The organism is Rhodovulum sp. HP10 (assembly GCF_047553435.1).
Lineage (GTDB): Bacteria > Pseudomonadota > Alphaproteobacteria > Rhodobacterales > Rhodobacteraceae > Rhodovulum.
This window is the reverse complement of record NZ_CP180201.1, coordinates 2,946,413-2,972,815: the sequence shown is the minus strand read 5'-3', so window position 1 is coordinate 2,972,815 and position 26,403 is coordinate 2,946,413. Positions and strand designations below refer to the sequence as shown.

The 26,403-nt window shown below is 61.5% G+C and carries 28 protein-coding genes and 2 tRNA genes; 15 read left to right on the top strand and 15 right to left on the bottom strand.

What is annotated here, in order from left to right; genetic code table 11:
- Positions 1-71: 71 nt before the first annotated feature.
- Complete coding sequence (lpdA, locus tag ACK8CO_RS13980; RefSeq protein WP_414897008.1) at positions 72-1,460, top strand: dihydrolipoyl dehydrogenase; 1,389 nt, start codon at positions 72-74, stop codon at positions 1,458-1,460.
- A gap of 237 nt (positions 1,461-1,697) precedes the next feature.
- Here the strand turns inward: lpdA and ACK8CO_RS13975 are convergent, their stop codons facing one another.
- Both ACK8CO_RS13975 and ACK8CO_RS13970 read right to left on the bottom strand, forming a co-directional pair.
- The gene (locus ACK8CO_RS13975) at positions 1,698-2,348 is read right to left on the bottom strand and encodes a GntR family transcriptional regulator (RefSeq protein ID WP_414897007.1); all 651 of its coding nucleotides are present in this window, start codon (positions 2,346-2,348) and stop codon (positions 1,698-1,700) included.
- A 33-nt stretch (positions 2,349-2,381) separates the two neighbouring features.
- A complete protein-coding gene (locus tag ACK8CO_RS13970) occupies positions 2,382-3,074 on the bottom strand; it encodes a M48 family metallopeptidase (RefSeq protein WP_414897006.1) in 693 nt (230 codons plus the stop codon).
- A 113-nt stretch (positions 3,075-3,187) separates the two neighbouring features.
- Here ACK8CO_RS13970 and ACK8CO_RS13965 point away from each other — a divergent pair, with 113 nt between their 5' ends.
- The 3 genes from ACK8CO_RS13965 to ACK8CO_RS13955 all read left to right on the top strand — a co-directional run bounded on the left by ACK8CO_RS13965 (position 3,188) and on the right by ACK8CO_RS13955 (position 4,227).
- Entirely contained in the window at positions 3,188-3,526 is a 339-nt protein-coding gene (locus ACK8CO_RS13965) for a TIGR02300 family protein (protein WP_080617281.1), read from the top strand.
- Between the two features lie 302 nt (positions 3,527-3,828).
- Positions 3,829-3,904, top strand: a tRNA-Ala gene (locus tag ACK8CO_RS13960).
- Between the two features lie 170 nt (positions 3,905-4,074).
- Positions 4,075-4,227 (top strand): AAA family ATPase, encoded by a 153-nt coding sequence (locus tag ACK8CO_RS13955; protein ID WP_414897005.1) that lies wholly within the window; start codon positions 4,075-4,077, stop codon positions 4,225-4,227.
- 36 nt (positions 4,228-4,263) lie between these two features.
- Here ACK8CO_RS13955 and ACK8CO_RS13950 read toward each other — a convergent pair.
- The 3 genes from ACK8CO_RS13950 to ACK8CO_RS13940 all read right to left on the bottom strand — a co-directional run bounded on the left by ACK8CO_RS13950 (position 4,264) and on the right by ACK8CO_RS13940 (position 5,919).
- A protein-coding gene (locus ACK8CO_RS13950) for an IS3 family transposase (protein WP_414897004.1) occupies positions 4,264-5,417 on the bottom strand; the annotation gives its coding sequence in 2 pieces (ribosomal slippage) (positions 4,264-5,165 and positions 5,165-5,417; 1,155 coding nt in all).
- A gap of 46 nt (positions 5,418-5,463) precedes the next feature.
- The gene (locus ACK8CO_RS13945) at positions 5,464-5,670 is read right to left on the bottom strand and encodes an AAA family ATPase (protein WP_414897003.1); all 207 of its coding nucleotides are present in this window, start codon (positions 5,668-5,670) and stop codon (positions 5,464-5,466) included.
- A gap of 175 nt (positions 5,671-5,845) precedes the next feature.
- Positions 5,846-5,919 (bottom strand) — tRNA-Arg (locus ACK8CO_RS13940).
- Between the two features lie 61 nt (positions 5,920-5,980).
- Here ACK8CO_RS13940 and ACK8CO_RS13935 point away from each other — a divergent pair.
- Positions 5,981-6,352, top strand: a complete 372-nt coding sequence (locus tag ACK8CO_RS13935) for a hypothetical protein (RefSeq protein ID WP_155774078.1) — start codon at positions 5,981-5,983, stop codon at positions 6,350-6,352.
- 112 nt (positions 6,353-6,464) lie between these two features.
- Here ACK8CO_RS13935 and ACK8CO_RS13930 read toward each other — a convergent pair whose 3' ends face one another.
- The gene (locus ACK8CO_RS13930; protein ID WP_414897002.1) at positions 6,465-6,767 is read right to left on the bottom strand and encodes an HNH endonuclease signature motif containing protein; all 303 of its coding nucleotides are present in this window, start codon (positions 6,765-6,767) and stop codon (positions 6,465-6,467) included.
- Positions 6,768-7,026: 259 nt separating this feature from the next.
- Positions 7,027-8,610: a hypothetical protein gene (locus ACK8CO_RS13925; RefSeq protein WP_414897001.1), complete on the bottom strand. Its 1,584-nt coding sequence runs from the start codon at positions 8,608-8,610 to the stop codon at positions 7,027-7,029.
- Positions 8,611-9,089: 479 nt separating this feature from the next.
- Between ACK8CO_RS13925 and ACK8CO_RS13920 the strand changes: the two genes are divergently transcribed.
- Genes ACK8CO_RS13920 through ACK8CO_RS13910 form a run of 3 tightly spaced genes read left to right on the top strand, consistent with a single transcriptional unit; the run spans position 9,090 to position 12,608 of the window.
- Positions 9,090-9,362 (top strand): AAA family ATPase, encoded by a 273-nt coding sequence (locus ACK8CO_RS13920; RefSeq protein ID WP_414897000.1) that lies wholly within the window; start codon positions 9,090-9,092, stop codon positions 9,360-9,362.
- Entirely contained in the window at positions 9,301-11,025 is a 1,725-nt protein-coding gene (locus ACK8CO_RS13915) for an ATP-dependent nuclease (protein WP_414896999.1), read from the top strand. Before ACK8CO_RS13920 ends, ACK8CO_RS13915 begins: the two co-directional genes overlap by 62 nt.
- On the top strand, positions 11,022-12,608 hold the full coding sequence (locus tag ACK8CO_RS13910) for a UvrD-helicase domain-containing protein (protein ID WP_414896998.1): 1,587 nt from the start codon (positions 11,022-11,024) through the stop codon (positions 12,606-12,608). Before ACK8CO_RS13915 ends, ACK8CO_RS13910 begins: the two co-directional genes overlap by 4 nt.
- Here ACK8CO_RS13910 and ACK8CO_RS13905 read toward each other — a convergent pair.
- Together ACK8CO_RS13905 and ACK8CO_RS13900 are read right to left on the bottom strand one after the other, a co-directional pair.
- Positions 12,585-13,670 carry an integrase core domain-containing protein gene (locus ACK8CO_RS13905; protein WP_414896997.1) on the bottom strand — a complete coding sequence of 362 codons (1,086 nt, stop codon included), beginning with the start codon at positions 13,668-13,670 and terminating at the stop codon, positions 12,585-12,587. The two genes, ACK8CO_RS13910 and ACK8CO_RS13905, sit on opposite strands and share 24 nt — an antisense overlap.
- Positions 13,671-13,709: 39 nt before the next feature.
- A complete protein-coding gene (locus tag ACK8CO_RS13900; RefSeq protein WP_414896996.1) occupies positions 13,710-13,877 on the bottom strand; it encodes a hypothetical protein in 168 nt (55 codons plus the stop codon).
- A gap of 123 nt (positions 13,878-14,000) precedes the next feature.
- Here ACK8CO_RS13900 and ACK8CO_RS13895 point away from each other — a divergent pair, with 123 nt between their 5' ends.
- The gene (locus ACK8CO_RS13895) at positions 14,001-14,597 is read left to right on the top strand and encodes a hypothetical protein (RefSeq protein WP_414896995.1); all 597 of its coding nucleotides are present in this window, start codon (positions 14,001-14,003) and stop codon (positions 14,595-14,597) included.
- Between the two features lie 378 nt (positions 14,598-14,975).
- Here the strand turns inward: ACK8CO_RS13895 and ACK8CO_RS13890 are convergent, their stop codons facing one another.
- Together ACK8CO_RS13890 and ACK8CO_RS13885 are read right to left on the bottom strand one after the other, a co-directional pair.
- The gene (locus tag ACK8CO_RS13890) at positions 14,976-15,191 is read right to left on the bottom strand and encodes a hypothetical protein (protein ID WP_414896994.1); all 216 of its coding nucleotides are present in this window, start codon (positions 15,189-15,191) and stop codon (positions 14,976-14,978) included.
- A 29-nt stretch (positions 15,192-15,220) separates the two neighbouring features.
- Complete coding sequence (locus ACK8CO_RS13885) at positions 15,221-15,817, bottom strand: LysE family translocator (protein ID WP_414896993.1); 597 nt, start codon at positions 15,815-15,817, stop codon at positions 15,221-15,223.
- A gap of 91 nt (positions 15,818-15,908) precedes the next feature.
- Here ACK8CO_RS13885 and ACK8CO_RS13880 point away from each other — a divergent pair, with 91 nt between their 5' ends.
- Complete coding sequence (locus ACK8CO_RS13880; RefSeq protein WP_414896992.1) at positions 15,909-16,547, top strand: DMT family transporter; 639 nt, start codon at positions 15,909-15,911, stop codon at positions 16,545-16,547.
- An 8-nt stretch (positions 16,548-16,555) separates the two neighbouring features.
- On the opposite strand, the gene ACK8CO_RS13875 is transcribed toward ACK8CO_RS13880, so the two are convergent.
- The 4 genes from ACK8CO_RS13875 to ACK8CO_RS13860 are packed head-to-tail and all read right to left on the bottom strand — an operon-like array spanning position 16,556 to position 20,247.
- Positions 16,556-17,242, bottom strand: a complete 687-nt coding sequence (locus ACK8CO_RS13875; RefSeq protein WP_080617304.1) for an SDR family NAD(P)-dependent oxidoreductase — start codon at positions 17,240-17,242, stop codon at positions 16,556-16,558.
- Positions 17,235-18,206, bottom strand: a complete 972-nt coding sequence (gene pdxA / locus ACK8CO_RS13870) for a 4-hydroxythreonine-4-phosphate dehydrogenase PdxA (protein WP_080617305.1) — start codon at positions 18,204-18,206, stop codon at positions 17,235-17,237. The genes ACK8CO_RS13875 and pdxA overlap by 8 nt, the downstream gene beginning before the upstream one ends.
- A gap of 12 nt (positions 18,207-18,218) precedes the next feature.
- Complete coding sequence (locus ACK8CO_RS13865) at positions 18,219-19,121, bottom strand: dihydrodipicolinate synthase family protein (protein WP_080617306.1); 903 nt, start codon at positions 19,119-19,121, stop codon at positions 18,219-18,221.
- A gap of 16 nt (positions 19,122-19,137) precedes the next feature.
- A complete protein-coding gene (locus ACK8CO_RS13860) occupies positions 19,138-20,247 on the bottom strand; it encodes an iron-containing alcohol dehydrogenase family protein (RefSeq protein WP_414896991.1) in 1,110 nt (369 codons plus the stop codon).
- A 273-nt stretch (positions 20,248-20,520) separates the two neighbouring features.
- On the opposite strand from ACK8CO_RS13860, the gene ACK8CO_RS13855 reads away from it, so the two are divergent.
- The 5 genes from ACK8CO_RS13855 (at position 20,521) to ACK8CO_RS13835 (ending at position 26,379) form a co-directional block, all read left to right on the top strand.
- Positions 20,521-21,519 carry a TAXI family TRAP transporter solute-binding subunit gene (locus tag ACK8CO_RS13855; RefSeq protein WP_196774260.1) on the top strand — a complete coding sequence of 333 codons (999 nt, stop codon included), beginning with the start codon at positions 20,521-20,523 and terminating at the stop codon, positions 21,517-21,519.
- Positions 21,520-21,582: 63 nt separating this feature from the next.
- Positions 21,583-23,460 carry a TRAP transporter permease gene (locus ACK8CO_RS13850; protein WP_414896990.1) on the top strand — a complete coding sequence of 626 codons (1,878 nt, stop codon included), beginning with the start codon at positions 21,583-21,585 and terminating at the stop codon, positions 23,458-23,460.
- Between the two features lie 11 nt (positions 23,461-23,471).
- Entirely contained in the window at positions 23,472-24,584 is a 1,113-nt protein-coding gene (locus ACK8CO_RS13845) for a sialidase family protein (protein WP_414896989.1), read from the top strand.
- Positions 24,581-25,654 carry a four-carbon acid sugar kinase family protein gene (locus ACK8CO_RS13840; RefSeq protein WP_080617311.1) on the top strand — a complete coding sequence of 358 codons (1,074 nt, stop codon included), beginning with the start codon at positions 24,581-24,583 and terminating at the stop codon, positions 25,652-25,654. Before ACK8CO_RS13845 ends, ACK8CO_RS13840 begins: the two co-directional genes overlap by 4 nt.
- A complete protein-coding gene (locus ACK8CO_RS13835; protein WP_202253957.1) occupies positions 25,651-26,379 on the top strand; it encodes a FadR/GntR family transcriptional regulator in 729 nt (242 codons plus the stop codon). Before ACK8CO_RS13840 ends, ACK8CO_RS13835 begins: the two co-directional genes overlap by 4 nt.
- Positions 26,380-26,403 lie beyond the last annotated feature (24 nt).

Here is a 26,403-nt window from a genome sequence, read left to right as displayed (position 1 = left end):
GGGCGGCGAGGGGCGGATGCCCCCCACACCCCCGCCGCCATCCCAACACTCGCCCGCAAAGGAGGCCCCGAATGGCAAGCTATGATGTGATCGTGATCGGTTCCGGCCCAGGCGGCTATGTCTGCGCCATCCGCTGCGCGCAGCTTGGCCTGAAAACCGCCTGTGTCGAAGGCCGCGGCACGCTGGGCGGCACCTGTCTCAATGTCGGCTGCATCCCCTCGAAGGCGCTGCTGCATGCCTCGCACCAGCTCCACGAGGCCCAGCATAATTTCGAGAAGATGGGGCTGAAGGGCAAGCCGCCCTCGGTCGACTGGACGCAGATGCAGTCCTACAAGGACGAGGTCATCGGCCAGAACACCAAGGGCATCGAATTCCTGTTCAAGAAGAACAAGATCGACTGGCTCAAGGGCTGGGCCTCGATCCCCGAGGCGGGGCTCGTGAAGGTGGGCGACGAGACCCACAAGGCGAAACACATCGTCATCGCCAGCGGCTCCGAAGCCTCCACCCTGCCGGGGCTCGAGATCGACGAGAAGGTGATCGTCAGCTCGACCGGCGCGCTGGCGCTGTCCAAGGTCCCGAAGAAGATGATCGTGATCGGCGCCGGCGTGATCGGGCTGGAGCTGGGCTCGGTCTATGCGCGCCTCGGGGCCGAGGTGACCGTGCTGGAATATCTCGACCAGATCACCCCGGGCATCGACACCGAGGTGGCGCGCAGCTTCCGCGCGCTCCTCAAGAAACAGGGTCTGACCATCGTCACCGGCGCCGCCGTGCAATCCGCCGAGGCGCTCAAGACCAAGGCCAAGGTCACCTACAAGCTCCGCAAGGACGACAGCGAGCATCAGCTCGATGCCGATGTGGTGCTGGTCGCGACCGGCCGCAAGCCCTTCACCCAGGGCCTCGGGCTCGACGCGCTGGGTCTCGAGCTGACCAAGCGCGGCCAGATCGCGACCGATGCCCATTACAAGACCTCCGTGGACGGGGTCTATGCCATCGGCGACGTGATCGAGGGCCCGATGCTCGCCCACAAGGCCGAGGATGAGGGCATGGCGGTCGCCGAGATCCTCGCGGGCCAAACCGGTCATGTGAATTACGACGTGATCCCGGGCGTGATCTACACCCATCCCGAGGTGGCCGCGGTCGGCAAGACCGAGGACCAACTGAAGGAAGCGGGCCGGGCCTACAAGGTCGGCAAGTTCTCCTTCATGGGCAACGGCCGCGCCAAGGCCAATTTCGCCGCCGACGGCTTCGTCAAGCTGATCGTGGATGCGGAAACCGACCGCATCCTCGGCGCCCATATCCTGGGGCCCTCGGCGGGCGATCTGATCCACGAGATCTGCGTCGCGATGGAATTCGGCGCCGCGGCCGAGGATATCGCCCGCACCTGCCACGCCCATCCGACCTATTCCGAGGCGGTGCGCGAAGCGGCCCTGGCCTGCGGCGACGGTCCGATCCACAGCTGACAGGGCAGGCTTCATCCTTCCTGGAAAGGGGCGGCGGCCGGATGGCCCCGCCCCTTTTCCTGTCCCGCGCTCCGCACAGCTTTCGCCGCACGCACCGCCAGGGGATCGAGAAAATTCCGGTCGGGTCGCTCAGTCGTGCCGGGCGTCAGCACAAAGACGGCAAGAGCCCCGGGCGCAGGGGCGTCGGTTGCGCTCGGAACCACTGTCCCGACAAAATTGGCAAGACGCCCGGTCAGGTCAGGTCGCGAGGAACCTGAGGCCCTGGGTGACGTCAGTGCGCACCGCCAGCCGCAGCGAGGGCTCGTCGCCCGCCCGGAGAGCGGCCAGAATCATCCGGTGATGCTGCGGCGGCTCGGTCCGGCCCAGCCGGCCGTAGAAGGACCGCATCGTCGGACCGAGCTGCAACCAGACCGTCTCGGCGATGGCCAGCATCGCGGGGGCCTGGGCCCGCAGGTAAAGCACGCGGTGAAATTCGAGGTTCTTCTGGATATAGGCCACCGCATCCCCGCGCATGACCACCTCGCCGATCTCGGCATTGATCTTCTGCATCCGCTCGATCAGGGCGAAATGGGCCCGCGGCAGGGCCCGACTTGCCAGTTCGGGCTCGAGCAGGCCACGCAGCGAGGCCAGTTCCTCCAGACGCTCGTTCGAAAGTTCCGGCGTCGAGACCCGCCCCGAGGAGGACAGCGTCAGCGCGCCCTCGGCCACGAGCCGCCGCACCGCCTCCCGCGCGGGCGTCATCGACACGCCAAAGCTCTTGCCGATCCCGCGCAGCGTCAGCGCGGCGCCCGGGGCCAGCTCGCCATGCATGATCTGCGTCCGCAGCGTCCGGTAAAGCCGCTCATGTGTCGCAGATACGGTCTCACCGGATCGGGTCTGGATCAGCATGGCGCGGATAGTGCGACCGCACGGGGGCAGCCGTCAATCACCGAAACGCACACGGTGCAGGGCGGCACCATTGGCCCTCAGCCAGGCCCGCGGCGCCTCGTAGCCCGGCATCAGCCTCCCGACCACCGACCAGAACCTGCTGGAATGGTTCATCTCGACCAGATGCGCGACTTCATGGGCCGCGACATAGTCCAGCACCTCGGGCGGGGCCATGATCAGGCGCCAGGCGAACATCAGGTCGCCGCGCGACGAACAGGACCCCCAGCGCGACCGCGCCTCCCTGACCGTGAGCCGGCGGTAGCTGATCCCCAGCGCGGCCGCATGGCCGTCGGCCGCCGCCGCCAGCCGCGCCCGCGCCCGGATCTTGAGAAAGGCCAGCACCCGGGGCGGCACTTCTTCGGCAGATCCGGGCACCGCCAGTTCGCCCTCGCGCATCTGCGGGATCCGTCCGGTCCCCGGCACGAGCGGCAGAGCGCGGCCCTCATAGGGCACCGTACCGCCGGCCCGGACCACATGACCTTCGGGTCGCGCCGAAAGGTGGCGCCGGATCCAGGCCTCCTTCTCGCGAACGAAGGCCAGCCCCTCGGCTTCGGGGGCGCGCTGGGGCAATGTCAGCGTCACGCGCCCGTCAAGCTGCGACACCCGCAGCGAATAGCGCCGCGCGCGTGCCGAGCGGCGCAGCGTGACCTCGAGCGGCGGATCGCCGGGAATGCGGATGATGCTCATCTCTGCCTCGTGTTTTGCCCGGAGCATAACAGCCGAAAAGGGCTTTGACACGTAGGGGGACTTGTGGCACGTGGCTGCAACCGCAAAGCCGTGACCCCTGCGAGAGGATACCCATGCCCAAAGAAGAATGGGGCGTTAAGCGCGTTTGCCCGCACTGCTCGACCCGATTTTACGATCTTCAGCGCGACCCGATGACATGCCCGTCCTGCGGCCACAGCTTCTCGCTGGACAGCCTCACCCAGGGCAAGCACCGGCCGCTCATCGCCGAGAAGACGGCCCCCGCCAAGGCGCGGAACGATGAGGATCTGGACAACGATGACGCCATCATCGACGATGACGATGACGGCAATGATGTCGATCTCGGCGACGACGTGCTGGAGGACGATGACGACGACAACGTCTCGCTTGACGACATCGCCGACATGTCCTCCGAGGATGACGACGAGACCTGACTTTTCGGCCGGGCGGCCCTGATATCCCGCCCGGCCCCGTCCCGGGCCAGGGATCCACGCCTGGGTCCCTTTTCGACCCTACCGGCACCGCTCCTCTCGGAGCGGTTTTTTTGTATGTGCCGCAGGCAGACCTTAACTCCTTGCTTCGGTAAGGTTTTTACCAATGCGGAGTGTGAGCTTTCGCGGCACCGGACATCGACCAAAAAAATCGCCCTGCCCCATCCCTTCTGCATTTTTCTGCTTGATCTCCCTTCCCCGCTTCCATAATAAGCGCGGGCGGGCCGGAAGGGCCGCACACGGATGGGGCCATAGCTCAGTTGGGAGAGCGCTTGCATGGCATGCAAGAGGTCAGGGGTTCGACCCCCCTTGGCTCCACCAAAAACACGTTGAAAAGCACCAGATAGTTCTGCCTTTCTCGTCAGAGGATTTGCCTCTGCCGCGCAGACGGGTGCTGTTTTCCCTCCGAAAATCCATGCTGCTTCGATCCGCGCCCGTGGCGTGTCGATCTCTCCGCAGCCCTTTCCCCCTGTCAAACCCGAGGATGGCCCATGAGCGCCCATTTCTTCGTCCTGACGGGCGGCCCCGGTGCGGGCAAGACCAGCCTCATCACCGAGCTTGCCTGCCGCGGCTTCCACACAATCCCCGAATCCGGCCGCGCGGTCATTCGCGAGGAGATGGCTAGCGGCGGAGACGCTCTCTGAGCTACTCCCCATCGGTTGGACAGTATCTGGCGTAATTTAAGCTACTCTTTGCACCTGCTGATCGGGTTTTTTGATATCATTTCTCTGCCAATAAACCAGCGCCGGTGGCTTGCCGCCGAGGGCTGAGTGAGGACGCTGGTGGTTGTAGAAGGTCATCCATTTCCGGATAGCCCCTTTCGTCTCTGATCCGGTCTCCCAGGCATGCAGGTAGACGCATTCGTATTTCAGGGTTCGCCACAGCCGCTCGATGAAGATGTTGTCGAGGAATCGGCCTTTCCCATCCATCGAGATGCGCACACCGGATCGGCGGAGCCGGTCGGTCCAGGCGAAGGACGTGAACTGGCTGCCCTGATCCGTGTTCATGATCTCGGGCGGGCCGAACTTGTGGATGGCCTCGCTCAGTGCTTCGACGCAGAAGTCGGCCTCCAGGGTGTTCGAGATCCGCCAGGATAGAACCTTGCGCGTGTGCCAGTCCATGATCGCTATGAGGTATAGGAACCCGCGGCGCATGGGCAGGTAGGTGATGTCCGAGCACCAGACCTGGTTCGGACGATCCACGTGCAGCCCTTTCAGAAGGTAAGGATAGGTCTTGTGTCCTTTCGCCGGCCTGCTCGTGTTGGGCTTCTGGTAAATCGGCATCAGCCCCATGAGGCGCATTAGCCGGCGTATTCGCTTCTCGTTCACGAGATGCCCGTCATTGCGCAGGTGCCAGGTCATCTGGCGGACACCGAAGAACGGCGTCTCCAGGAACTGCTCGTCGATCTGCCGCATCAGGCCGAGGTTCTGTGCGGTCTCTCCCTTCGGCTCGTAGTAATAGGACGAGCGCGCAATCGACAGCAGCCTGCACTGCTGACCGATGGACAGCTGAGGATGGTCAGGCTCGATCATACCGCGCCTCACTTCCCGCCCCAGGGCTTCAGCTTTCGTTCCAAAAAAGAGTTGGCCACCGCCAGCTCCCCGATCTTGGCGTGGAGCTCCTTCACCTGCTCCTCGTCGATCTCGGGTCTCTTGCGGCCACCGCGCTCGAACACGCCGGACGCGCCTTCGAGCAGGGCGCGCTTCCATTGATGGATCATCGTCGGATGCACTCCGAACCGGCTCGCCAGCTCGGCCGCCGTCTCTTCACCCTTCAGGGCTTCCAGCGCGACCTTCGCCTTGAACTCAGGCGCGTGCTGCTTGCGTTTCGACATCTCTGATCTCCTTCTCGTCGAAGATCAGCAGACTGCAAATCGTAGCTTACGTCACTGTCCGAATTTCGGGGGGTAGCTCATAGGCCATGCGGTCCGCCCAGGGGAGGGCGTCTCCACCGCGCGCCATCTCCTCGCGAATGATCGCGCGGCCAGATTCGGGGATCGTGTGGAAGCCGCGTCGGGCGAGGTCGGTGATCAGGCTGGTCTTGCCCGCACCGGGGCCGCCCGTCACGACGAAGAAACGGTCGCTCATGGGCCATCCTCGGGTTTGACAGGGGAAGAGCTGCGCAGCGATCGACACTCCGAAAGGCGCGGATCGAAGCAGCATGGATTTTCGCAGGAAAAACAGCACCCGTCTGCGCGGCAGAGGCAAATCCTCTGACGAGAAAGGCAGAACTATCTGGTGCTTTTCAAATTGACGCACAGCGCGACCCCTGAAGGACTCGAACCCTCAACCTGTCGATTAGAAGTCGACTGCTCTATCCAGTTGAGCTAAGGGGCCTGCGGCGCGCCCCGACGTTTAAACGATTGGCGAGGTTGGCACAATCGGTCATAACTGACTTATGGCGAAGCAACCCCACATCGAACAACGGCCCTGGTGGCCTGACGCGCTGCGCCGCTTCGAGCAGTTGGCTGCTGCGGGCGAACCGAGAAGCCGCGCGACGACGATTTTGGCGGAAGAGTTCGACGCGAGCCACTCCACCTTTCGTAACGCTATCGAACGCGGGACGGTTCCTGCCTACGACCCCATATCGCCTGAACGTGCTGCCGCTTGGGCCGCGGGCAACGAGCGATACGAGGGTGCGCCGTGCAAGAAACACGAAACCCGAACGCGCTACACAAATGACGGCTACTGCGTCACCTGCATGGCAGAACACTTGCGGAGATCGAGAGAAAAACGACGAGACAAGATCGCGTCTCGCGGTGCTGAGTGACGCTGCCCCTGGGATTGCCCCTTCAACTCGACGAGAGACGCGCAGAGTGCGCCGCTAAGGCGGTATTCTGCATCGCGCCCCTGGGCATGTAGGGCAGAGAGCAATAACCGAGTTATACGCCTACTGCTGTTCGCCAGCCTTCGTTTTCCATCGTGCCGTCGAAGGAGTTGCCTTTCGACTGGTTCTCTGACGTGGTCAGGACTTGCAGGTTCCAGGGGACGTGCAGGCCTTGCACGTCGGGATGGGTCAGCGGAATGATGTGGTCAACGTGATGCGGGATGCCCGTCGCCTCTGTGAGGCGGGCGGCTTCTGCGTAGACGGCGCGGATAGCGGCAAGGTGCTCGTCGGTGAGCCAAGGCGGGGAGGCTTTGCGCTTGGCGGCGGTGCGGCGCCGCTCAGCCTCGCGACTGGCCACTTGCACCTCAGGCCGTTGGATGTATTCGCGCTGGTAAGCTCGGTCGCGCTCTCGCTGGTGCTGTCGGACCTTGGGTTTTCTGTTGTATTTCCGCTGGTACTCACGATTTTTCTCGCGGAATCCCGGTGCCTGTCGGTACTCGTGATCGCAGGCAAGGCAAACACCGTTAGAGCGACGATACCGGCATCGCCGTTGGACGACCGATCATCCGTTTCGAACCGTTCTCGCCCGTGCAGCAGTCGCGAGCGACCCTATCGATCTAGAATTCAAACACCCCAAGCATCCGCCAGCCGTGCGCATCATCGACTTGGACGCATTTATAGGGCCAGAACTGCCGCAACACGTCAGCATCGGGATGCTTATGGCCCTTGCTGGGGTCAGAACAAAAGATGCTTGCCCACGGCGCCACTAGGGCTGCGACCTCTGGCGACGAGTTCCCGGATGCGCCATGATGCATCACTTGAAAAACGGATGCCTTTTCAAGCCGGCCATGGGGCGTGAAGAAATTCTCGAACCCTGTCCGACGCGACTTTGAGTTCAGCGAACCATCTCCTGTGAACAGTATCGAGAAATGGGTTGCAGAGAGCCCCGACCTATCTGGTTCATGGCGCCAAGCCATACCACCAAGTCGGGTCCTGCAGGTCTCGATATAGGCAGCGGCAGGTGCCGACACCGGACCGCCGTACAGGAACAGTGAGATGATATTGCGGCGGTAGGCGCTGTCGCCGAAGGTTGTGTCATAATGTGCCTTAAGTGCATCCAGGGCCGTTTTCCGGTCGTCAGGATTGCTGGCGTCTAGCAAGGTCTTGATCAGCGGCTCGACGGCCGCCTGGAAACCCGCCGGGCAACGCTTGGCTTGGTGTGCGTCGTTATACGGGACGAACTCCCATAATCCGTCTATGTCGAGCACCGACCCCACTTTCAGAAATTCCGCCGCCGACAGGCGCTGCCCCGTCACCTCGGGGATCTCGCCGTCGACCACGTCCGGGACGCGGTCAGTCTCCAGCCGTAATTTCATCGGTCGGTCGTCGAGCTCGCCACGTGGACCTTCAGGCGGACCTAAGTCGAGCGCGGGCGGCGGGTCGCCCGAGTTCGGCGGCACAAAAACGATCCTCGCCTCCCTACCGCCGTCCACGCCGCGAAGATAGCCGGCGGGATCGACTAAAAACTGCAGAAAGGCGGGGGCAAGATCGCCAGCTGATGCCGCGATCCAGAATCGCTGCCAAAGCTCAAGGAATGGCAGGAGGATAATCTTCACCTCGAAAAGCCCAAGCAGATGGACGAGGCCAGAGATATGGTCCGCGTCGAAATGCGACAGCGCAACAAAATCGAGTCTGGGCTTTGACCCAGGCGCAGCGTTGCGCGCGGCGCATAGAGTATCGAGCTCGCTCTCGACCTGCGCCGCCGCGGTAACGCTGCCGCAATCATATACCCAAGTGAAAGGCCGGCGGCGCCCTTGCCGCAATTCGCCTGAGTGGAGCATGCCTTGTCCCACGGGGTGAAAGCGATACGCGACCTGCCACGCATTCCCAAAGAAACCCGGCTCACCGTAATAATGCCCAAGAAAGGAGTGGGGAGGATAGGTACTCCAGCCGTCGAGAAAGGCTTGCAACTCCGCGCGGGTCGCGGGCGTTGGCAGACTGGATCGATCGGTCGAGCGCAGCTCTAAGATCTCTCTAGGATTGAAGTCGCGCCCGGGCTGGCTGAAAAAGGCGTGGATCTGCTGATCCTTCAGTCCGGCATCAATCATCGCTAGGATGAGGCGAACGTCTCGAGGACAAATGTCTACCGGGCCGGTGCGCACCAAGCCGTTAAGACGCAGAGAGGAAGGATAGGTGGTCAACGGCCGCCTCGTTCTATTATAATGTCGCGTTGTGCCAGTAGCGCACAGGAGTATGCGTTGTCGACGAATTAGGCGCACGATCCCTCTCCCAGAGTGCCCTCGTTAGGAGCTGGGTCTGCGGATGGGTCGGAACTTAGCGGCCCTGAGCGGACTCTCTGTGTGTAGTCCAATTGCTGAGACGCAGCTTTTTATCAAATCTGAAATCCAGCACTTAAGCCAAGTCGGAAAAGTGTAGGATAACGGTAGTAGGACAGCATCAGCATGACCACTTCGTTGGAAGAACAAGAACGGCTTCTAAGAGGGGGACGCAGGTGACCGCCCTTCGATCCGGCCCCCTGTATCTGTACCCAGTCAGTCTGATTGAAGTAAAATATGCATAGCGCAAGGGTGGCTTTCTAAATGACAATTAGAGAAGGTGATTCAACAAACAGTCGCCAAAGTAATTTTCGAAGGTATGTTTTTCCAGTGGAGAAGACCCAATGAAGCTCACGCATTTGCGTATATGCAACTTCCGATGCTTTGGGGGCGTCGAAACAGAAATCGCGTTAGACGATACAACGTTCATTCTTGGACCGAACGGCGCCGGTAAGACAGCGGTGCTGCAGGCGCTGGCAAGGATGTTCAGTCTCGATCCCGCACAGCGTAAGATCAGAACTTCCGATTTTCATATCCCCGCCGACGAGGCGCACGATGCGTGCACCAACAGAGCGCAGTCTTTGGATCGAGGCCGATTTCGAATTTCCAGAGCTTGAGTTGGAAAACGTCGACATGCCCGCGGTGCCCGGCAATTTTGCGCATATGCTCATGGTGGACGAAGACGAGGTCGTCCGCGTCCGCTTCCGTTTGGCAGCATCTCTCGATCAGGACAATGATATCGAGGAAACCTTCACCTACGTTACCGAAGCTGACGAAGACGGGTTGCCGGTAGAGGAAAGCCGGGTCTCCAAGCAAGATCGCAACGCCATTCAGGTGCATTACCTCCCTGCTCGCCGCGATCCATCGGACCATATCTCTTACTCAGCCAACGCCTTAGTTGGCCGGGCATTGCGGGCCGCTGACTGGAGCGTTGAGCGAACTGAGGTCTCTGATCTTACAGCGCAAATTACCAATGCCCTAAGTGGGAACGCCGCCATCGTAGGCATCAGCGATTCGCTGACCGACATCTGGGGCCAGCTTCACAAGGGCGAGTTTTTTGCCAACCCGTCAATCTCTTTTGCGCAAAGTGAGGTGAACGCGCTTCTCCGCCATCTGAGCCTTAGCTTCACGCCAGGCCACGGCGAGTCGCTCGTAGACTTCTCACGACTAAGCGACGGTCAGCAATCCTTGCTGTATATCTCTCTAGTGCTCGCAATGCGCGAGATCGGCGACAAGGTGCTTGCCGGTGAACTAATATCTTTCGACATCGACAAACTGCGACCCGCTATCTTTACTTTGATCGCGGTCGAAGAGCCGGAGAACAGCCTTTCACCACACTATCTCGGGCGCGTGATCCGCGCGATTTCCGAATTTGCAAACGGTCAGAACGCACAGACTCTGGTGGCTACGCACGCCCCATCACTTTTGCGTCGCGTCGCCCCTGAGACTATTCGCTATCTGAGGTTAGACGTCGATCGTCGAACGGTTATCGCTCGGGTTGTTCTCCCGGAAAATGAGGACGCGGCAAAATATGTGCGTGAAGCCGTACACGCATTCCCTGAATTGTACTTCGCCCGGTTCGTCATTTTGGGTGAAGGCGACAGCGAAGAAGTCGTCCTGCCGCGGATGCTCGCTGCACGCGGCGTTCTCACGGATGATGCATCGATCTCGGTCGTCCCTTTGGGTGGACGCCACGTCAATCATTTTTGGCGGTTGCTGCACGGGCTCGGCATCCCGCACGCGACTTTGCTTGATCTCGACCTTGCTCGTTTCCAAGGTGGCTGGGGCAGGATCAAGTACGCTGCGAAGCAGCTTTTGAAATATAGCGATGTGGATAATGCGGGCATCGACGAAGATGAAATAGCAACCATCCCAGCTTGGAATAGTGACGAAAGACTTTTAACCGATGACGATGGTTGGTTCGAGTATTTCAACGAGCGCGGCGTCTTCTTCTCGTCGCCGCTTGATCTCGACTTTATGATGATCGAGGCATTCGCCGAAGTCTATCAAGTTGAAGATGAAGAGCGCGAAGAACCAGATGAGACAACGCTCAAGGCTGTCCTCGGCAAAAATCACGATGCCGTGGAAGGGCAATATACAGACGACCAGCTTGAGCTGTTCGATTCCTACCACCGTCGCTTCAAGATAGGCAGCAAGCCAGCTTGGCATATCCGGGCAATGGCAGCGATTAATGATGCAGAAATTGCCGCGGACATGCCCGCGGCAATGACCGCGCTAATCGACTATGTCGAAAATGAACTCGAAAGCTTACCTGAATGATTGCAGTGGAACGATGGTCTCCCGCGGATGGCTTAACGCTTGAGCCGAACGCGTTGGCTGCTACAACAGAGATTACGCGAAATTTGGCGCTTACCGCGGGTCCCGGTGCTGGCAAGACTGAAATGTTGGCGCAACGTGCCGACTTCCTGCTTCGCACTGGAACATGCCGTTACCCTCGCCGGATCCTCGCCATATCGTTCAAGACTGATGCTAGCCAAAATCTCAAGGCTCGCGTCCGGAAACGCTGTGGACTTGGGCTGGCTGCGCGATTCGATAGCAACACCTTCCATGCCTTCGCTAAGCGGATCATTGACCGGTTTCGCCCAGTGCTTAGCGGACACGATGCGCTAAACGCTGATTATTCGATTGGCCCGCGCCGAGTGCAGCACCAGTCCATCACATTCGCCGACATGGTGCCGCTCGCTTGCAAGATCATCGAAGACAGCCTAGTCGCCCGAAATGCGGTGCGACAGACCTATACCCATGTCTTCCTGGATGAGTTTCAAGACTGCACAGATGAGCAATATCGCCTGATACTCGCTTGTTTCGGCGACACCCCGACAATCCTCACGGCTGTCGGCGATACCAAGCAAAGCATCATGGGCTGGGCCGGAGCGCTCGAAGGCATCTTCGATACCTTCGCCAACGCTTTCGATGCGCTGCCGCGCCATCTCTATCAGAATTTCCGTTCCGCGCCAGCTCTCCGTCGGATGCAGAATGCGATGATCAAAATGATGGATCCGCCAGCGGCGCTCGACGATGACGATATCATTGGCGACGAGGGTGAGGTTTGCATTCTTCGATTTGAAGATGACGAAGACGAAGCCAGCGGCTTGGCTGAGCGGATTCGCCAGCTGATCGACGATGGCATTGAGCCCTCTGAGATTGCGATCCTAGTCAGCAAACAACAAAGTCTTTATTGTCAGCGTCTGGTGGCTGCTTTTGAGGCGGAAGAGATTCCGTTTCGGGAAGAAGATACGAAACAGGATTTAGCGTCGGAGCCGATCACGTCACTACTCATCGATTTTCTTCTGATCGCAAGTGGCTCGCGCCAAGCCTCCGCTTATCGCCGTTTGCTTGACTTGGTTGTTTTCAATCACGGCTATGATGAGGAACGAGAATATCAGCTGCGATCACGCTGGGATCGCTTCGTGAAGGAAACCAAGAAGAAGATCGCGGCGCATGAGATCGATCTTCGGCAGATGAACGATTTGCAAGCTCTCGCCATATCACTGGTAGACAATGTTGGGCGTGATAGTCTCATCTCTTTATCGCCGGACTATAGCCACGGCGATCGCTTCGATGAGCTCATCGCCCATACTCTTGAGCATGCGCACATGCTGCTGCAGAGCCAGGCGGACTCATCAACAGCACTAGCCTCATTTTCGGGTGACAGCGCGGTTCGCATTATGTCGGTGCACAAGAGTAAGGGCCTGGAATTCGATACGGTGGTCATACTTGGGGTCGAAAAGGAAACCTTTTGGGGCGAGCCGCCAGAGGAACGCGCAGCTTACTTTGTAGCGATCTCACGCGCCAAACAACGACTTCTGCTTGTCCACTTAACCTTCTTGGCTAACGAATGACATGACGGTTTCGATGGGCCGGCGGCCCATGTTGCGATAGCCGAGATGGGGACGCTCGGTGTTGTAGTGGACGAGCCAGGCGTCGAGATCGGCCTGGAGCGCCTCGACAGTCTCGTAGAAGGTCTCGCGCATCTTCACGCGGAAGAACTCCTCCAGCACGGTGCCGTTGAACCGCTCGACGAAGCCGTTGGTCTTCGGCGTGCGGACCTTGGTGCGGCGGTGCTCGATGGCGTTGAGGTCGAGATAGAGCTCGTAGGGGTGCTTTTCGGTGCCGCAGAATTCGCGACCGCTCGCCATTGGGCTCGAACCAATGGCGCCTTCAATGGCTCGCTCGGTCAGCACCGCCTTCACCGGCAGGTCCAGGGCGCGGTAGAAGGGCAGCACGTCGTTGTGCAGGACCGCGACCGCCGCCTCGGGCTGCTTGGAAACGTGCAGGAAGCCGAAGGCGTAGCTGCCGAAGGTATCGACGACCGCGTGCAGATAGACCTTGCCGATCCCCTTCAACGAGCCGACGAAGAAGGTGTCGGCCGAGAGCAGCTCGCCGGGAGTGCCTGATTCCACGTGTCTTTCCCGGAAGCACGGGTTCTGCTTCTCGAGGAAGGCGGCTTGTTCGGCAGTGATCTCGATGGTCTGGCCCGCATGGGCTTCCTCGAGCGCCAGCCAGCGGTCGTAGCGCGTGCCCAGGCGGTTTTCGTTCAGGATCTTCTGGATGGTGATTGAGGAGACCCGCACACCCTCGAGCGCCAGCATCGCCTCGAAGCGGTTGCAGCCATAGGCCGGATGTTCGAGCGCCAGCGCCTTGATCCGCTCGACCGTCTCCGGCGGGGTCGTTTGCGGGTGGGTCTTGTGGATCGGCGGCAGGTCCTTCAGCCCCTCGAAGCCGTGGGTCTGAAACCGACGTTTCCACTCGTAGAAGCTGGTGCGGTCCATGCCGCGCTGGCGACAGGCCTCGGCCACGTTGCCGAGTTCTTTCGCCAGTTCCAGAACGCTCATGCGGGTTTGCGCGATCTTGGTCTTCGCGTCACGAGCCTTGGGTTTCGTCGCTTTCGGTGTTCCATCCATGGCGGGGTCCTCCGTTCCCAAAATAGCATGGAAAGAAGGTTAAGTGGACAGTTTGGCGAGCAATACATCTCGGCTGCCGATCTTGCTCGCGAACTGCGACGCGATACCGCCAATCTCTGTCGCGAGCTCTACAAAAACGGCGTCGAACCACTCGTTTTCAGCGGCGAGAACCGGATCATCTTTCGCCGCCGCGACGTAGACTGACATTGCACCTCATGTAATTAGGAGCAAACTCTTGGTTAGGCCGAACTGAAAAGCTGCAATGCCTATTGCCAGTGTAGATAAGCAACCCGAAATTTAGACCACACAAGAGGAAGGGTGATGTAACGCATGGAAATTTTAGAAGCCCTAGGCGATCCAAGAGTAATTGCTGGTGCGCTAGCTGGAACAATTACTCTTTCTGGTGTTATCTTTGGAGTGCTTATGAACTATCGCGCTGCACGTCTAAAGTTAGACTTGGAACGTGCATCCAATAAGCTTAGCGAGTTGAAGTTTCAATCTGATGAAACACACAAGCAAGCTATCATGGCCATCGAAAAATCCAACAGTACGGTAAAATTGATTGCTGATGAGCTCACTTCTATAAGAGATGCGGCATCTAGACTTCTTTCAGCACTCGAGATACTTGCCAGCGGACATCAGATTAGCGAACAGACGAAAATAGAGGCTATTCGAAGCGCGTCCTTTCTGAGCCTGTTGCTACCGCCTAACAGCACATTCAAGGAGGAGCTGGGGACTCAATTAGATGTTTCAGGTATGATACTGCTCGGCATTGATCAACCCGAACTTAAGACGCATGTGACCGCTATGCGCATGAATGTCTGGAGACTCGTTAACGCGAAGATGAATGATCTTGCCGCTCATAGCGGTTACAAAGAGGGCTCTCTCGAAAATCTCAGCCCATACGCTGCTAAACATGTTGTTTGAAGGATAAATGCGAAAGATATCCACGCAAGACTGTTGGACATCTTGGCGATCCGCCTCATAAGGTATGTGATGCAAAGATTACAAGAAAGCCGACGGCTATGTCGGCTTTTTTTATGTCGCCCCAAAGGCAAACCTATCTGACGAAAAAGGCAAGCGCAGTTCAGCGTTGAGATTTCGGGGCCCTGAATTCAAAAGGAAATTTTGATGCTCAGAGGCAAAACTATGTGCCCCTTCCCACAATTGCCAATGAAGCATAAGCTTGCACGTTTTGGCGGTTTCCATGCACACCCCCTGTCAAGAGGCTTGGGGTGCGGTATCGAGGTTTACTTCTAGCACACTGGGATAGAACGGTATTTCAGCACAACCCGTGGCTATCGGTCACTTACCTCTCTGAGATTTCAGGAGTGCCACAACCGGCTCAACAGCGTTGCGAAGATAGACCGGTCCGACATCCAGGCCGTTTGGTCGGAACGGCTGGACCCGCTCGCTCTGCAGAACGGCCCGAATCGTGTTCAAGTGCGCACCGGTTTCGGCCGACAACATCGATGGGGTCGTGTAGCTGGCCTCAAACGCAGCGATGTCGTCGCGGCTCATGCGCCATTCCCGACGCCTGGTCGTGGGATTCAAAACCAACATCGCAGGCGTGTAACCCCGTCGAGGAGCCGAGGCAGGCGGGGGCCGTTCAGGGCATTCTGAAACGGCACTGTCGCGGCAGTCAGCGCTGCAAAGAAAATCAGCCCCATCGACGCGTGTATCCCCGCGAGCATGACGCTGAACGGCACCACCGAAACGCCCACGGGCAGAAACTGCGGCAGGAAGCTAATATAGAAGACTCCGACCTTGGGGTTAAGAAGGTTGGTCATCACCCCGCGCAGGAACCAATTCGGTGCGGAAGGCGCCATGGCCCTGGGCAGGCCCGGCTCTCGCGCACGCAACGCCCCCCGCAACATCCCGATCCCCAGCCAGATCAGGTAGGCCGCGCCGGCAAGCTGAAGACAACGGTAAGCCAGTTCCGACACGGCCAGCACAGCACCGAGCCCCAAAGCCGCAATCAATCCCCATGCCAGCACCCCGGTCACCACCCCTGCTCCCGCCAGCATCGCGCGGCGCGGCCCCTCGACCGCCGCCGTCCGCAGAACGAGGGCTGTATCGAGCCCCGGTGTGATCGTCAGCAAAGCCGCGGCAATGGAAAAGCTCAGCAATGCAGTTGCAACGTCCATGGCTACTCTCCGATCTCGTCCAGGAAATCTGACAAAAGCTCCTGGCCTTCGGGCCAGGCGCCGAGGTTCGACGCCTCATTCAGATGGCCCCTTGGCCGAAGCGACTGCGATCTTCTTTGCCGCACCGCTGCTGATCGTGATCTTCGCGGGCATGTTCCTGGGCGAAGACGTGCGTTTGTTCCGGCTGTCGATGGTCGGCCTAGGGCTTGCAGGCGTGATGGTCGTCATGTCTCCGCAGCTGACCGACATGGGCACCGCGTCGGGCCCGCTGCGCGCTCTTGGGGCGGTGGTGGCGCTTGGAAGCGCCCTCATGTCGGCGCTTGCGCATATCTTCATCAGGAAGCTGTCGCAGACCGAGCCGACAACGGCGATCGTGTTCTGGTTCATCATCACGTCGGCACTGCTCAGCCTGCTGATAATTCCCTATGGCTGGGTTCTGCCGGCCCCGGTGACCCTCGCCCTGCTGATCGGGATCGGTGTGATCGGCGGACTGGGGCAGATCTGCTTGACCGCCGCCTATAGCCATGCGGATGCGTCCGTGGTGGCGCCGTTCGAATACAGCTCTATGATCTTCACGATCGCCATCGGGTGGAGCTTTTTCGGCGAGATCCCGAGCCGCACCGTTCTAAGCGGTGCGGCTCGGGATCCTGGCCGGCGTGCTGATCATCTGGAGCGAGCGCAAGCTGAACGCGATGCGCAAGACGACTGTGGGCGCCTCGGAGACCGGTAAATGACACGCTAAAGCGAAGCTCCGCCGCAGATGACAAGCGTCTGCCCGGTAATGCTGGCCGCCGCATCCGACAGAAGAAATGCCGCCGTGCCGGCAACCTCTTCGGGCAGAACGAAGCGCCCGATGGGGGGATAGGCCGGTCCGACGCCCTGGCGCGCAGGATCGCGCAGCATTGGTGTGTCCGTCGCAGCGGGGGCCACGATGTTCACCGTGATCCCCTTGGGCGCCAGCTCGGCGGCAATCGAGCGGGCGAGGCCCGTGACGGCAGCCTTGGAGGCGGCGTAGAGCGCCTTGCCCTTCGCCCCGGTCGCGACGCGGCTGCCGATCAAGACGATCCGCCCGTTTTGGGGCATTCGGGGCGCAAAATGCTGGATCAGCTGCGCCGCGCAGTCGACGTGCAGCCGCCACATCTGGGAACCCTCGGCACGTGACATCGAAGCGTGATCGCCCACTCGCAACACGCCTGCGGCATGGATCAGCGCATCAGGTGCAGGCAGATCCGGCAGAGCAGCGGCAACGGCGTCCTCGTCCAGCAGATCGACGGGCCGATGGGTAAAGGCCGACCCCAAAGTCGCTTCCGGTGCCCGGCGACTAAGACCCGTCACTTTCCGGCCATCGGCCAGAAGGCGGTTGCAGATGGCCAGCCCGATGCCCGAGCTGGCGCCGGTGACGATGGCGTGGCGCGGCTCAGGCATGGCGCTTCGCCTGCGCGAGGTTGCGAGCATAGGATAGGGCGCTCAGCATGTTCACATGGTTTGCTTTGCCGGTTCCGGCGATGTCGAAGGCCGTGCCGTGGTCGACCGAGGCGCGATCAATCGGCAGGCCAAGCGAGACATTCACCGCCGTATCGAAGGCCACGAGCTTGATCGGGATGTGGCCCTGATCATGATACTGCGCGACGACCAGATCGAACGCTCCCTGGTAGGCGCGGTGATATACCGTATCGGCCGAGATCGGACCTTGGACATCAATCCCCTCGGCCTGCGCTGCCGCGACGGCGGGGGCGACCTGCGCGTCATCCTCGGTGCCGAAAAGGCCGGATTCTCCGCAATGTGGGTTGATTCCCGCCACGGCGATGCGTGGAGCTTCTATGCCCATGCGCTTCAGGTGGGAATGGCCTGTTCGGATCGTCTCCAAGATGCGCTCGGGCGTGGCGCGGGTGATTGCGTCCTTCAGTGCCACATGGGTCGAGACGTGGATCACATTCAAACGTTCCGACGCCAACAGCATCCAACTGCCACGACTTTCGGTCAAATGAGCCAGCAAACCCGTATGGCCATCGTAATGGTGACCGGCAGCGTTCAGAGCCTCCTTGTTGATGGGGGCTGTGACGATACATGAGACCTCGCCTGCCTGCGCCATCTCGACGGCGGTACGGATATACTGGAAGGACGCCTCGCCGCAGGAGGGGGACAATACGCCGAAGCGGTCGGGCAGGCCCTCAACGGGGACATGGCGCAGGCGCAGGCCCCCGGGGCCGTCGCCCAGTTCCAGCGCCAGGCCGAGCGCATCACGGGCGCGCTCCAGCACGGCCCTATCGCCGATCACGATCAGTCCGGCGCGCTGGTCGGCAGGCAGGTCGGCTGCCGCCCGAAGGGTGACTTCGGCGCCGACGCCCGAAGGGTCGCCCATAGTGATGGCGATTAAGGGATTGGTCATGGAAACCTCCGGTCAGACGGTTGCGGCAAGGTCATGCCGATCAAGAATGTCGCGGATTGCGGCATCCTGCGCGGCATCCGGCATCAGTGCGGGCTGTCGCGAGGCACCCACGCCCGGATCGGTCAGATAGAGTGCGCGCTTGGCGACGGCGGGCGGATAACCCAAGGCATAAAGGTCGGTCCGCAGCGCGCCGAAACGCGCCTGCGCGGCTTCGGCGGCCTCCATGTCGCCCGCGTTGAAAGCGCGCACGATCCCCGCCAAAAGATGCGGGGCAACATTGCCAAGCCCGGAGATCGCGCCCGCCGCGCCGTTCTTCAGTGCCCATAACACAAGGTGATCGGGACCGGACCAAACGCCGAAGCCTTCGACTTGGCGCGAGACCTCAAGATACTCCTCAAGCGTCTTCTGGCTGCCGCCGCTATCCTTGATGCCGCAGATGTTGCCGTGCCGGGCCAATATCAGCGCGGTGTCGGGTTCAATATGGTTCTGGGTCCGCGCAGGGATGTCATAAAGATAGACGGGCACATCTACCGCATCGGCCACCATCTCGAAATGGCGACGCAGCCCCTCTTGCGTGCAGGCGATGAAATACGGGGTGATGACCGACACGCAATCGACCCCCAGATCGGCGGCGGCGCGGGCCAGCCGGACCGTTTCGAAGGTCGAGGGGGCGCCGACATTCACCATGACGCGTGCGCGGCCTGCGGCCTCAGCAAGCACGGCCTCGATCAGGGACAGCTTCTCGTCGAACAAAAGTGCGGTGAAATCGCCGTTCGTACCGGCGCAAAGGATGTCGTTGCCAGCTTCGACTTGGCGGCGGACCTGTGCGCGGGACTGATCGAGGTTCAGCGTCTCGTCGTCGTTGAAGCAGGTAACCGTGGCCACATAAGCGCGGCGGGGTTCGGCGGAGGTCATGGCAGATCCTTCAGTATCAATAGGCCGCGCGATAAAGCGCAAGAATGTCCTCACGGCTCAGGTCGCGGGGGTTCCAGTCCAACAGGCGACGAATAGCATGGGCTTCAGCCGCCATCTCGGGCAGGTCATCCTCGGGGACGCCATGGTCGCGCAGGCGCATCTGCAGGCCAAGCCCGGCGCAGAAATCATGCGCAGCCTGAAGTAGCGGGCGGCCCTGCTCCAGATCCAGCGCGGCCGCGACCAGCGCGGTCTTGTCGGGACAGGCCCCCTGATTGGCCGCCAGGACATGCGGGAAGATCAGCGCATTGGCCAGCCCGTGCGGCAGGTGGTGGCGCGTCCCGAGCGGATAGGCCACCGCATGTCCGGCGGTCGTGTTCACCGGCCCCAGACAGACCCCGCCATAGAACGAGGCCAGAAGCAGTGCCGCCCGCGCCTCGAGATCGTCGCCGTCGGCCAGCGCGCGAGGCAGGAACCGGCCAATCAGCCGGATGCCTTCCAGCGCATAATGATCGATGACCGGATGAGAGCGGCGACTGGTGAAAGCCTCAACACAATGGGCCAGTGCGTCGACGCCGGTCGCGGCTGTCACTGGACCGGGCAGCGATACCGTCAGGCCGGGATCGAGGATCACCATATCGGCCAGCATGTGAAGGCTTTCGGTGGCAATCTTGCGCAATGTTCCGGGTTCGGTGATCAGCGCGCGCGTGCCGGCCTCGCTGCCGGTGCCGGCGGTTGTGGGGATCTGCATTAGCGCCGCGCGCCGCGGCCCAGCACGACCCGGCCCCGAGATGTCGTCGAATGTCGTCACAGGATCTTGCAGGACAGCCACCAGCTTGGCCACGTCCATGGCGCTGCCGCCGCCAAAACCGATGACCACATCCGGCCGCGCCGCGCGCGCCGCCGTCACCGCCTGATTGAGGTCGGAGAGGTCGGGCTCGGGCCGGACCGACACGCAGGCCGCGCCGTCCAAGCCGAGGGCATTCAGTCGGGTCGCATTGAAAGCATCGGCAATGACGACGGGCCGCGTCAGGCCGCGATCGCGCAGCCAGGATGCGGCCCGCACCGCCTGACCCGCGCCGTTCCGCACGCAGCCGGGCTGCAGGATTTCCAGGGGTTGGTCGAGCATGGCATCCTCCCTTGATGGCAAAAACGAGGTATCACATATTTACAAGTTGTCAAATAAAGAAAAGCGGAAAATCCATGCTAACCTCAGAATAATCCTTATTTTCCTGTATTGACCCGCGACCAGAGCCTGATACTTGCTCGCTTCATATAATCAATTGACAAGTTGCGACCGCCCCGCCATCTTCGCCCCGTTCCGTGAGGAGAGCGGAACGTCCGTCGGCCCCCGCGAATGGGGTCACGCAAAACCGGCGCTCCGGCGCCAAGGGAGGACCAGATGAGACATATTCGGACTTTCGCCACCGCCACGACCCTAGCCGTACTGCCCTTGGCCGCGTTTGCCGCGCCGGTCGACCTGCGCCTGATCACCATGGAGCCGGGCGGCTCATGGTATTCCTACGGCTCGACCTTTAGCGAGATCATTCAGGGCTCCGAAGGCGAGAACGAGCTGAACGTCGAGGTGCTGCCGCGCGGGGGCGGGATGACGAACCCTGTCGCCGTCAGTCAGGGCGCCGCCGATCTGGGCTTCGTCTCGGCCAGTGCAGCGGTCTGGGCGCGCGACGGCATCGGTGAGGAGTTCGAGGGCCGCGAGGCGAACAACGCCCGCGCGATCGTCGGCGGTCTGCAACTCGCCTACACCACCATCGCCGCGCGGCGCGACTATGTCAAAAAAAGCGGTCTGACCACCTTTGACGAGATGGTCGCCTCGGACAATCCGCCCCGCTTCGTGCTGAAACCCGCAGGTTCGCAGGTGCCGATCCTCGCAAACTACATGTTCGAAGCCTTGGGCAGTAGCCTCGAGGACATGCGAGGCCGCGGCGCGATCACCCAGATCAGTACGGCCCAGATCGCACAGATGCTGCGTGACGGAACTGCCGACGTCTATATCGAGAACGCCCCGGTCGGTCAGGCCACCATGTCCGAGGTGACGCTGACCACCCCCATGGTTTTCGTGCCCGCCAGCGATACCGTGCTGGACCACATGTCCGAACTGGGCGCTCCTGCTGCGAACATGCCCGAAGGCAGCTATCCGGGGCAGGAGGGCGTCTATCGCACCTCGATGACGCCCACGATCCTCATCGCCAATGCCGATATGGACGAGGAGGTCGCCTATCAGCTGACCCGCGCCCTGGTCGAACAGCGCGAGAAGATCGCCGAGGCCTTTCCGGCGCTGGCCGGATGGGACCCCGAGAAGGGCGCTCAGCCAGATCAGGCCGTGATCGAGCTGCATCCGGGTGCGGCCCGTTATTATCGGGAGCGCGGCTGGATCGAGTGATCGCCGCAGGCCGCCGCCCTTAATCGGGCGACGGCACATCCATATCCGGGGAGGAGGCCCGCGATGCGCAAAATCTCAAATTTCGACACATGGTGGCGCGCTTTGCAGGCCGTGCTGTCGGTCGTCTATGTCGCCTTCTTGGTGGCCCAGTTCTTTCATCCAGCCTCGCCCCTTGCGGCAGCGAGCTTTCATGTCTTCATGGCGACCGCGCTGGTCTTTGCCTGGACGCCGCTGGCGTGGGAAGGTCGCGCCAGGTACGCGGCCCGCATCATCGACATCGCGGGCGTTGCGCTGTCACTGATGGTCGTCGCGCTCTATGCGGGCGAGATATTCCGGCTCGAGCGGCGGTTCGAGATGATTGACCCAGTCCTACCGGTCGACATCCTTTTGCATGTGCTTGGTCTTGCGCTGATCTTCGAGGCGGTGCGCCGTTCGGTCGGCTGGTCTTTGCTGGCAGTTGTGCTGATTTTCCTGGCCTACGCCTATCTGGGACCATGGTTCCCCGGTCTGATGCAGTTTCCGGGCTTCTCCCTGCCGACCCAAGCAGAACTGATCGGCATGAAGACTGACGGCATCTTCGGAGTGACAGCCAGCGCGGCCATCAACTTCGTCTTCTATTTCGTGCTGTTCGGATCGGTCTTCACGATCACCGGCGGCGGTCAACTTTTTATCGATCTTGCGATGCGCGCCACTGCGCGGCTGAAGGGCGGGGCGGCGAAGATGTCGCTGGTGGGTTCGGCGCTGTTCGGGATGGTGTCGGGTTCGGCTATTGCCAACACCACTTCTACCGGCGTGCTCACGATCCCGATCATGACTCGTTCGGGATATTCGAAAGAACAGGCCGCCGCGACCGAGGCCATCGCCTCGACCGGCGGGCAACTGATGCCGCCGATCATGGGGGTCGCGGCCTTCGTGATGGCCGACATGCTGGGCATTCCCTACATCACCATCGCCGCCGCGGCCCTGATCCCGGCCGCCGCCTTCTACTTCGCGCTCTATATCATCGTGGACCTGCGGGCGCGCAAATCGGGCGTCGGCGATGTCGCGCCGGAACTGCTGGAGATACCGCCGGTGATCCCGCGCCTGCACCTGCTGGCCGCGCCGGTGGCGATGATCGCGACGCTGATCGCAGGCTATTCGGCCCCCTATGCGGCGCTGGTCGGCACGGCCATCGCACTGGTGGCGCCGGTCCTGCGCAGATCGACCCGCTATAACCTGTCCCAGCTGTTCGAGACGGTGCTGGACACCGCCCGCCAGATGGCCTGGATCTCGGCCCCTCTGGCTGCGGTGGGGGTCGTCATGGTGGTTGCCACGCAATCGAACCTGGCACTCAAATTCGTCCGTCTGCTGTCGGACATGGGCACGGACAACCTCTATCTGTCGCTGCTGCTGGCGATCTTCGGCTGCATCATCATGGGGATGGGCCTGCCCACCGTCGCGGCCTACATCATCGGATCGCTGGTCTTCGTGCCAGCACTGATGGATCTGGGCGTCGATCGGCTGGCTGCGAACCTTTTCGTTCTGTATTACTGCGTGCTGTCCATGGTGACGCCGCCGGTTGCGCTCTGCTCCTATGCCGCGGCGGGGATCGCGAAATCGGATGCGAACCGGACCGGGCTTTTGGCCTTCGGTTATTCGCTGGTGATTTTCCTCGTGCCGTTCGGCTTCATCAAAGACCCGGCCGTGCTGTGGCAGGGTAGCGCGTTCCAGATCGCGACCGGCGCCGCAGGCATGCTGCTGGCGACCTTCTGCTGGGCCGTCTTCCTGATCGGCTGGCTACGCGGCAACCTGTCCCTCCCCGAACGCGGCGGGTTCGCGCTCGCCAGTCTTGCTCTGGTCGTCACGCCGACACTGACTGCGGGCTGGGTGATCTCGGTCACGCTGACCTGCCTGCTACTTGTGTGGCGCTTTGCGCTGCGTCCCCGTCTCGTCACCGCCTGAAGGAGGCCGAAATGACCGAAGTCATGGCTGACATCGCCTTTCCCGCAACCGACCTGCCGACGCCGCGCGTCCAGAATCACGCATCCTTCCTGCACGAACTGCCCGACGGCACGATTCTCTGCGCTTGGTTCGGCGGCACGATTGAGGGCAAGTCCGACATCTCGATCCTGATGTCGCGCTTCGACGGCAGGAACTGGAGCAATCCGGTCCAGCTTTCCGACGACCCGGCCCGCTCGGAACAGAACCCGGTCCTGTTCACCGCACCCGACGGGCGGCTGTGGCTGATCTATACTGCCCAGCCCGGTGGGCGGCAGAACGAGGCCGAAGTGCGGTTCCGCATTTCGGACGATGGCGGGCAAAGCTGGACCGAGCCGTGTGCGCTGTGGTCGCAAAAGGGAATCTTCGTGCGCCAGCCGGTCATCGTCGCCGATGACGGGGCTTGGCTACTGCCGGGGTTCCGCTGCCGCGTCGAGGAGGGTGTGGCTTGGACCGGAGAGAACGATGACAGCGTCGTCATGGTCTCGCATGATGAGGGGGTCAGCTGGAAGGTTTATGAAGTGCCGGGCAGCCTCGGCTGCGTGCACATGAACATCGTGCCGCTGGCGGATGGCAGCATGGCGGCCTTTTATCGCAGCCGTTGGGCCGATCATATCTGGCGCTCGCACTCTGCCGATGGCGTCCGGTGGAGCGCTCCCGAGCCTGCGGGCCTACCCAACAACAACTCGTCGATCCAGGCGGTGCGGCTGGACGACGGGCGCATCGCGATGGTCTATAACCACTCCAGCCGCGAGGATGCCGAGGGACGTCGCGTCTCGCTCTATGACGAGATCGAGGAGGACGGGGCCGCGCCCGCAGCCCGGCCCGGTCGCGCCTTCTGGGGCGCGCCCCGTGCGCCGCTGTCGCTGACGCTGTCCGCCGATGGCGGGCAGAGCTGGCCGGACCGGATCGATCTGGCCTTCAGCGACGGCTATTGCTTGTCGAACAACTCGGCCGATCAGGTGAACCGCGAGCTATCCTACCCATCGATCCTGCAGGATCGGAACGGCCGTGTGCATGTGACTTGGACCCATTTTCGCCAGTCGATCCGACACATGATCGTCCCGCTGGACGAGCAACACGGATGACCCCGCCACGGCTGCTGATCGTCGCCGATGACCTCACGGGAGCCTTGGACAGCGCAGGCGAAGCTGCCAGCCTCGGCATCGGCACCCGCGTCTTCCTGTCACCGGCCGCGCTGGCGGCGGCAAGGGAATGCACTCTTCCCCCGGTCGTCGCTGTCACTACCGGCAGCCGGGATGGGACCGCGGCAGCAGCCGCTGCGGCGATGCATAACGTTTGCGCGTGCCTGTCATGGCTGAGACCAGAGCGGGTCATGAAGAAGGTTGATTCCAGGCTCAAGGGGCATGTTGCGGTCGAATGCGCGATTCTGGCCGACGCTTTGCATCGGAGGCAAATCATCGCCGCGCCGGCTTTGCCGGACATGGGCCGGGTGCAACGGCATGGCCGGCTGACCGGTGCGGGGATCGAAACTCCTCTAGACATCGCAGCGCGGTTCTCGGGCCTTTCCCCCCATGTGCCCGACATTACCGACGCCGCACAGATGAAAGAAGCGGCAGAACTTGATGGCCTGCCCGTGGGCGCCCGGTCGTTGGCTGCGGCATTGGTTGCCCAGCTATGGCCCGACGCGACACGTCAAGGGACACCGCCTCTGCCCGGCCCGGCCGTTCTTGCGATCGGCTCGCGCGATCCCATTACGCTCGCGCAGGTGGAGCGCCTCGACCTGCCGCTGTACCTGGCCCCAGATGGCCGACTTCCGCTTGATCCACCGCGGGCCCCTTGCGTGATGCAGATGGTTTCTGGCGGCATGGACCGCTCTGCGGCAGAAGCCGGGGCCGATTTTGCGGAAGGGCTGACCAAGATGATCATGCGGGACCCGGTAGGCACGCTGATCGCGTGCGGCGGGGAAACGGCCGCAGCCATCCTTGCCCGGCTCGGCGTCGATCAAGCGGAGGTCTTTGGCTTGGCCCTGCCGGGGATTGCCGTCGTCCGAGCTGCGCTGCCCGGATCACGCGTTTTGACGATCGTGACGAAGTCGGGGGGATTTGGCGCGGCTGACATGCTGGCGCAACTCGTCAATCTGGTCGATAATCGACCGACGCCCACCGAAGTCAGAAAATATAGGACCAGAGAGTGAAAGCCACTCGGCAGAAATCACGGCCTTCCTTCGCCGATCATGTCTACAACACGCTCTATGGACGGATCAGCAACGGAGATTATCCGCCGGATGAGAAGCTGCCTTCCGAGACGACGCTGGCGGCCGAGATCGGCGTGTCCCGCCCCGTTCTGCGGGACGCGCTCGAGCGGCTGCGTGCCGAGGGGCTGATCGTGTCGCGGCAAGGAGCCGGCAACTTCGTCCGCGCGCATCAGTCACGGACCCTGGGCTACGGCCGGATCGAGACGATCGCCGACATCCAGCGCTGCTACGAATTTCGCCTGACGATCGAGCCGCAAGCCGCGCGCTTCGCGGCCGAACGGCGCAATGACGAGGCGCTGGCGAACTTGTCGAACGCGCTGGACCTGATGCGGGCGGCGACCGGCTCGATGCTGCACCGTGAGGATGCGGACTTCACTTTCCACATCGCCGTCGCTCACGCCGCAAACAACACCTTCTTCGAGGCGACCCTGCGAGCGCTGCACGAGCAAATCTCGGCAGGGATGAAAATGCACGGACAGTCGCTCTTGCGTGAGGGTGGGGCGGGCCTGGAGCGGGTGCTGCACGAACATCAAAGCATATTCGATGCTATCCTGGCGTCAGACGGCGAGGTCGCCGCCAACCGCATGACGGCACATGTCCGCCACTCTCAGGAACGGCTTTTCGGAGGCGCGAGCATTGATTTGAGAATGCCGGCGAAGAAATAATGCGCCCACTTAACCTTCTTCCCA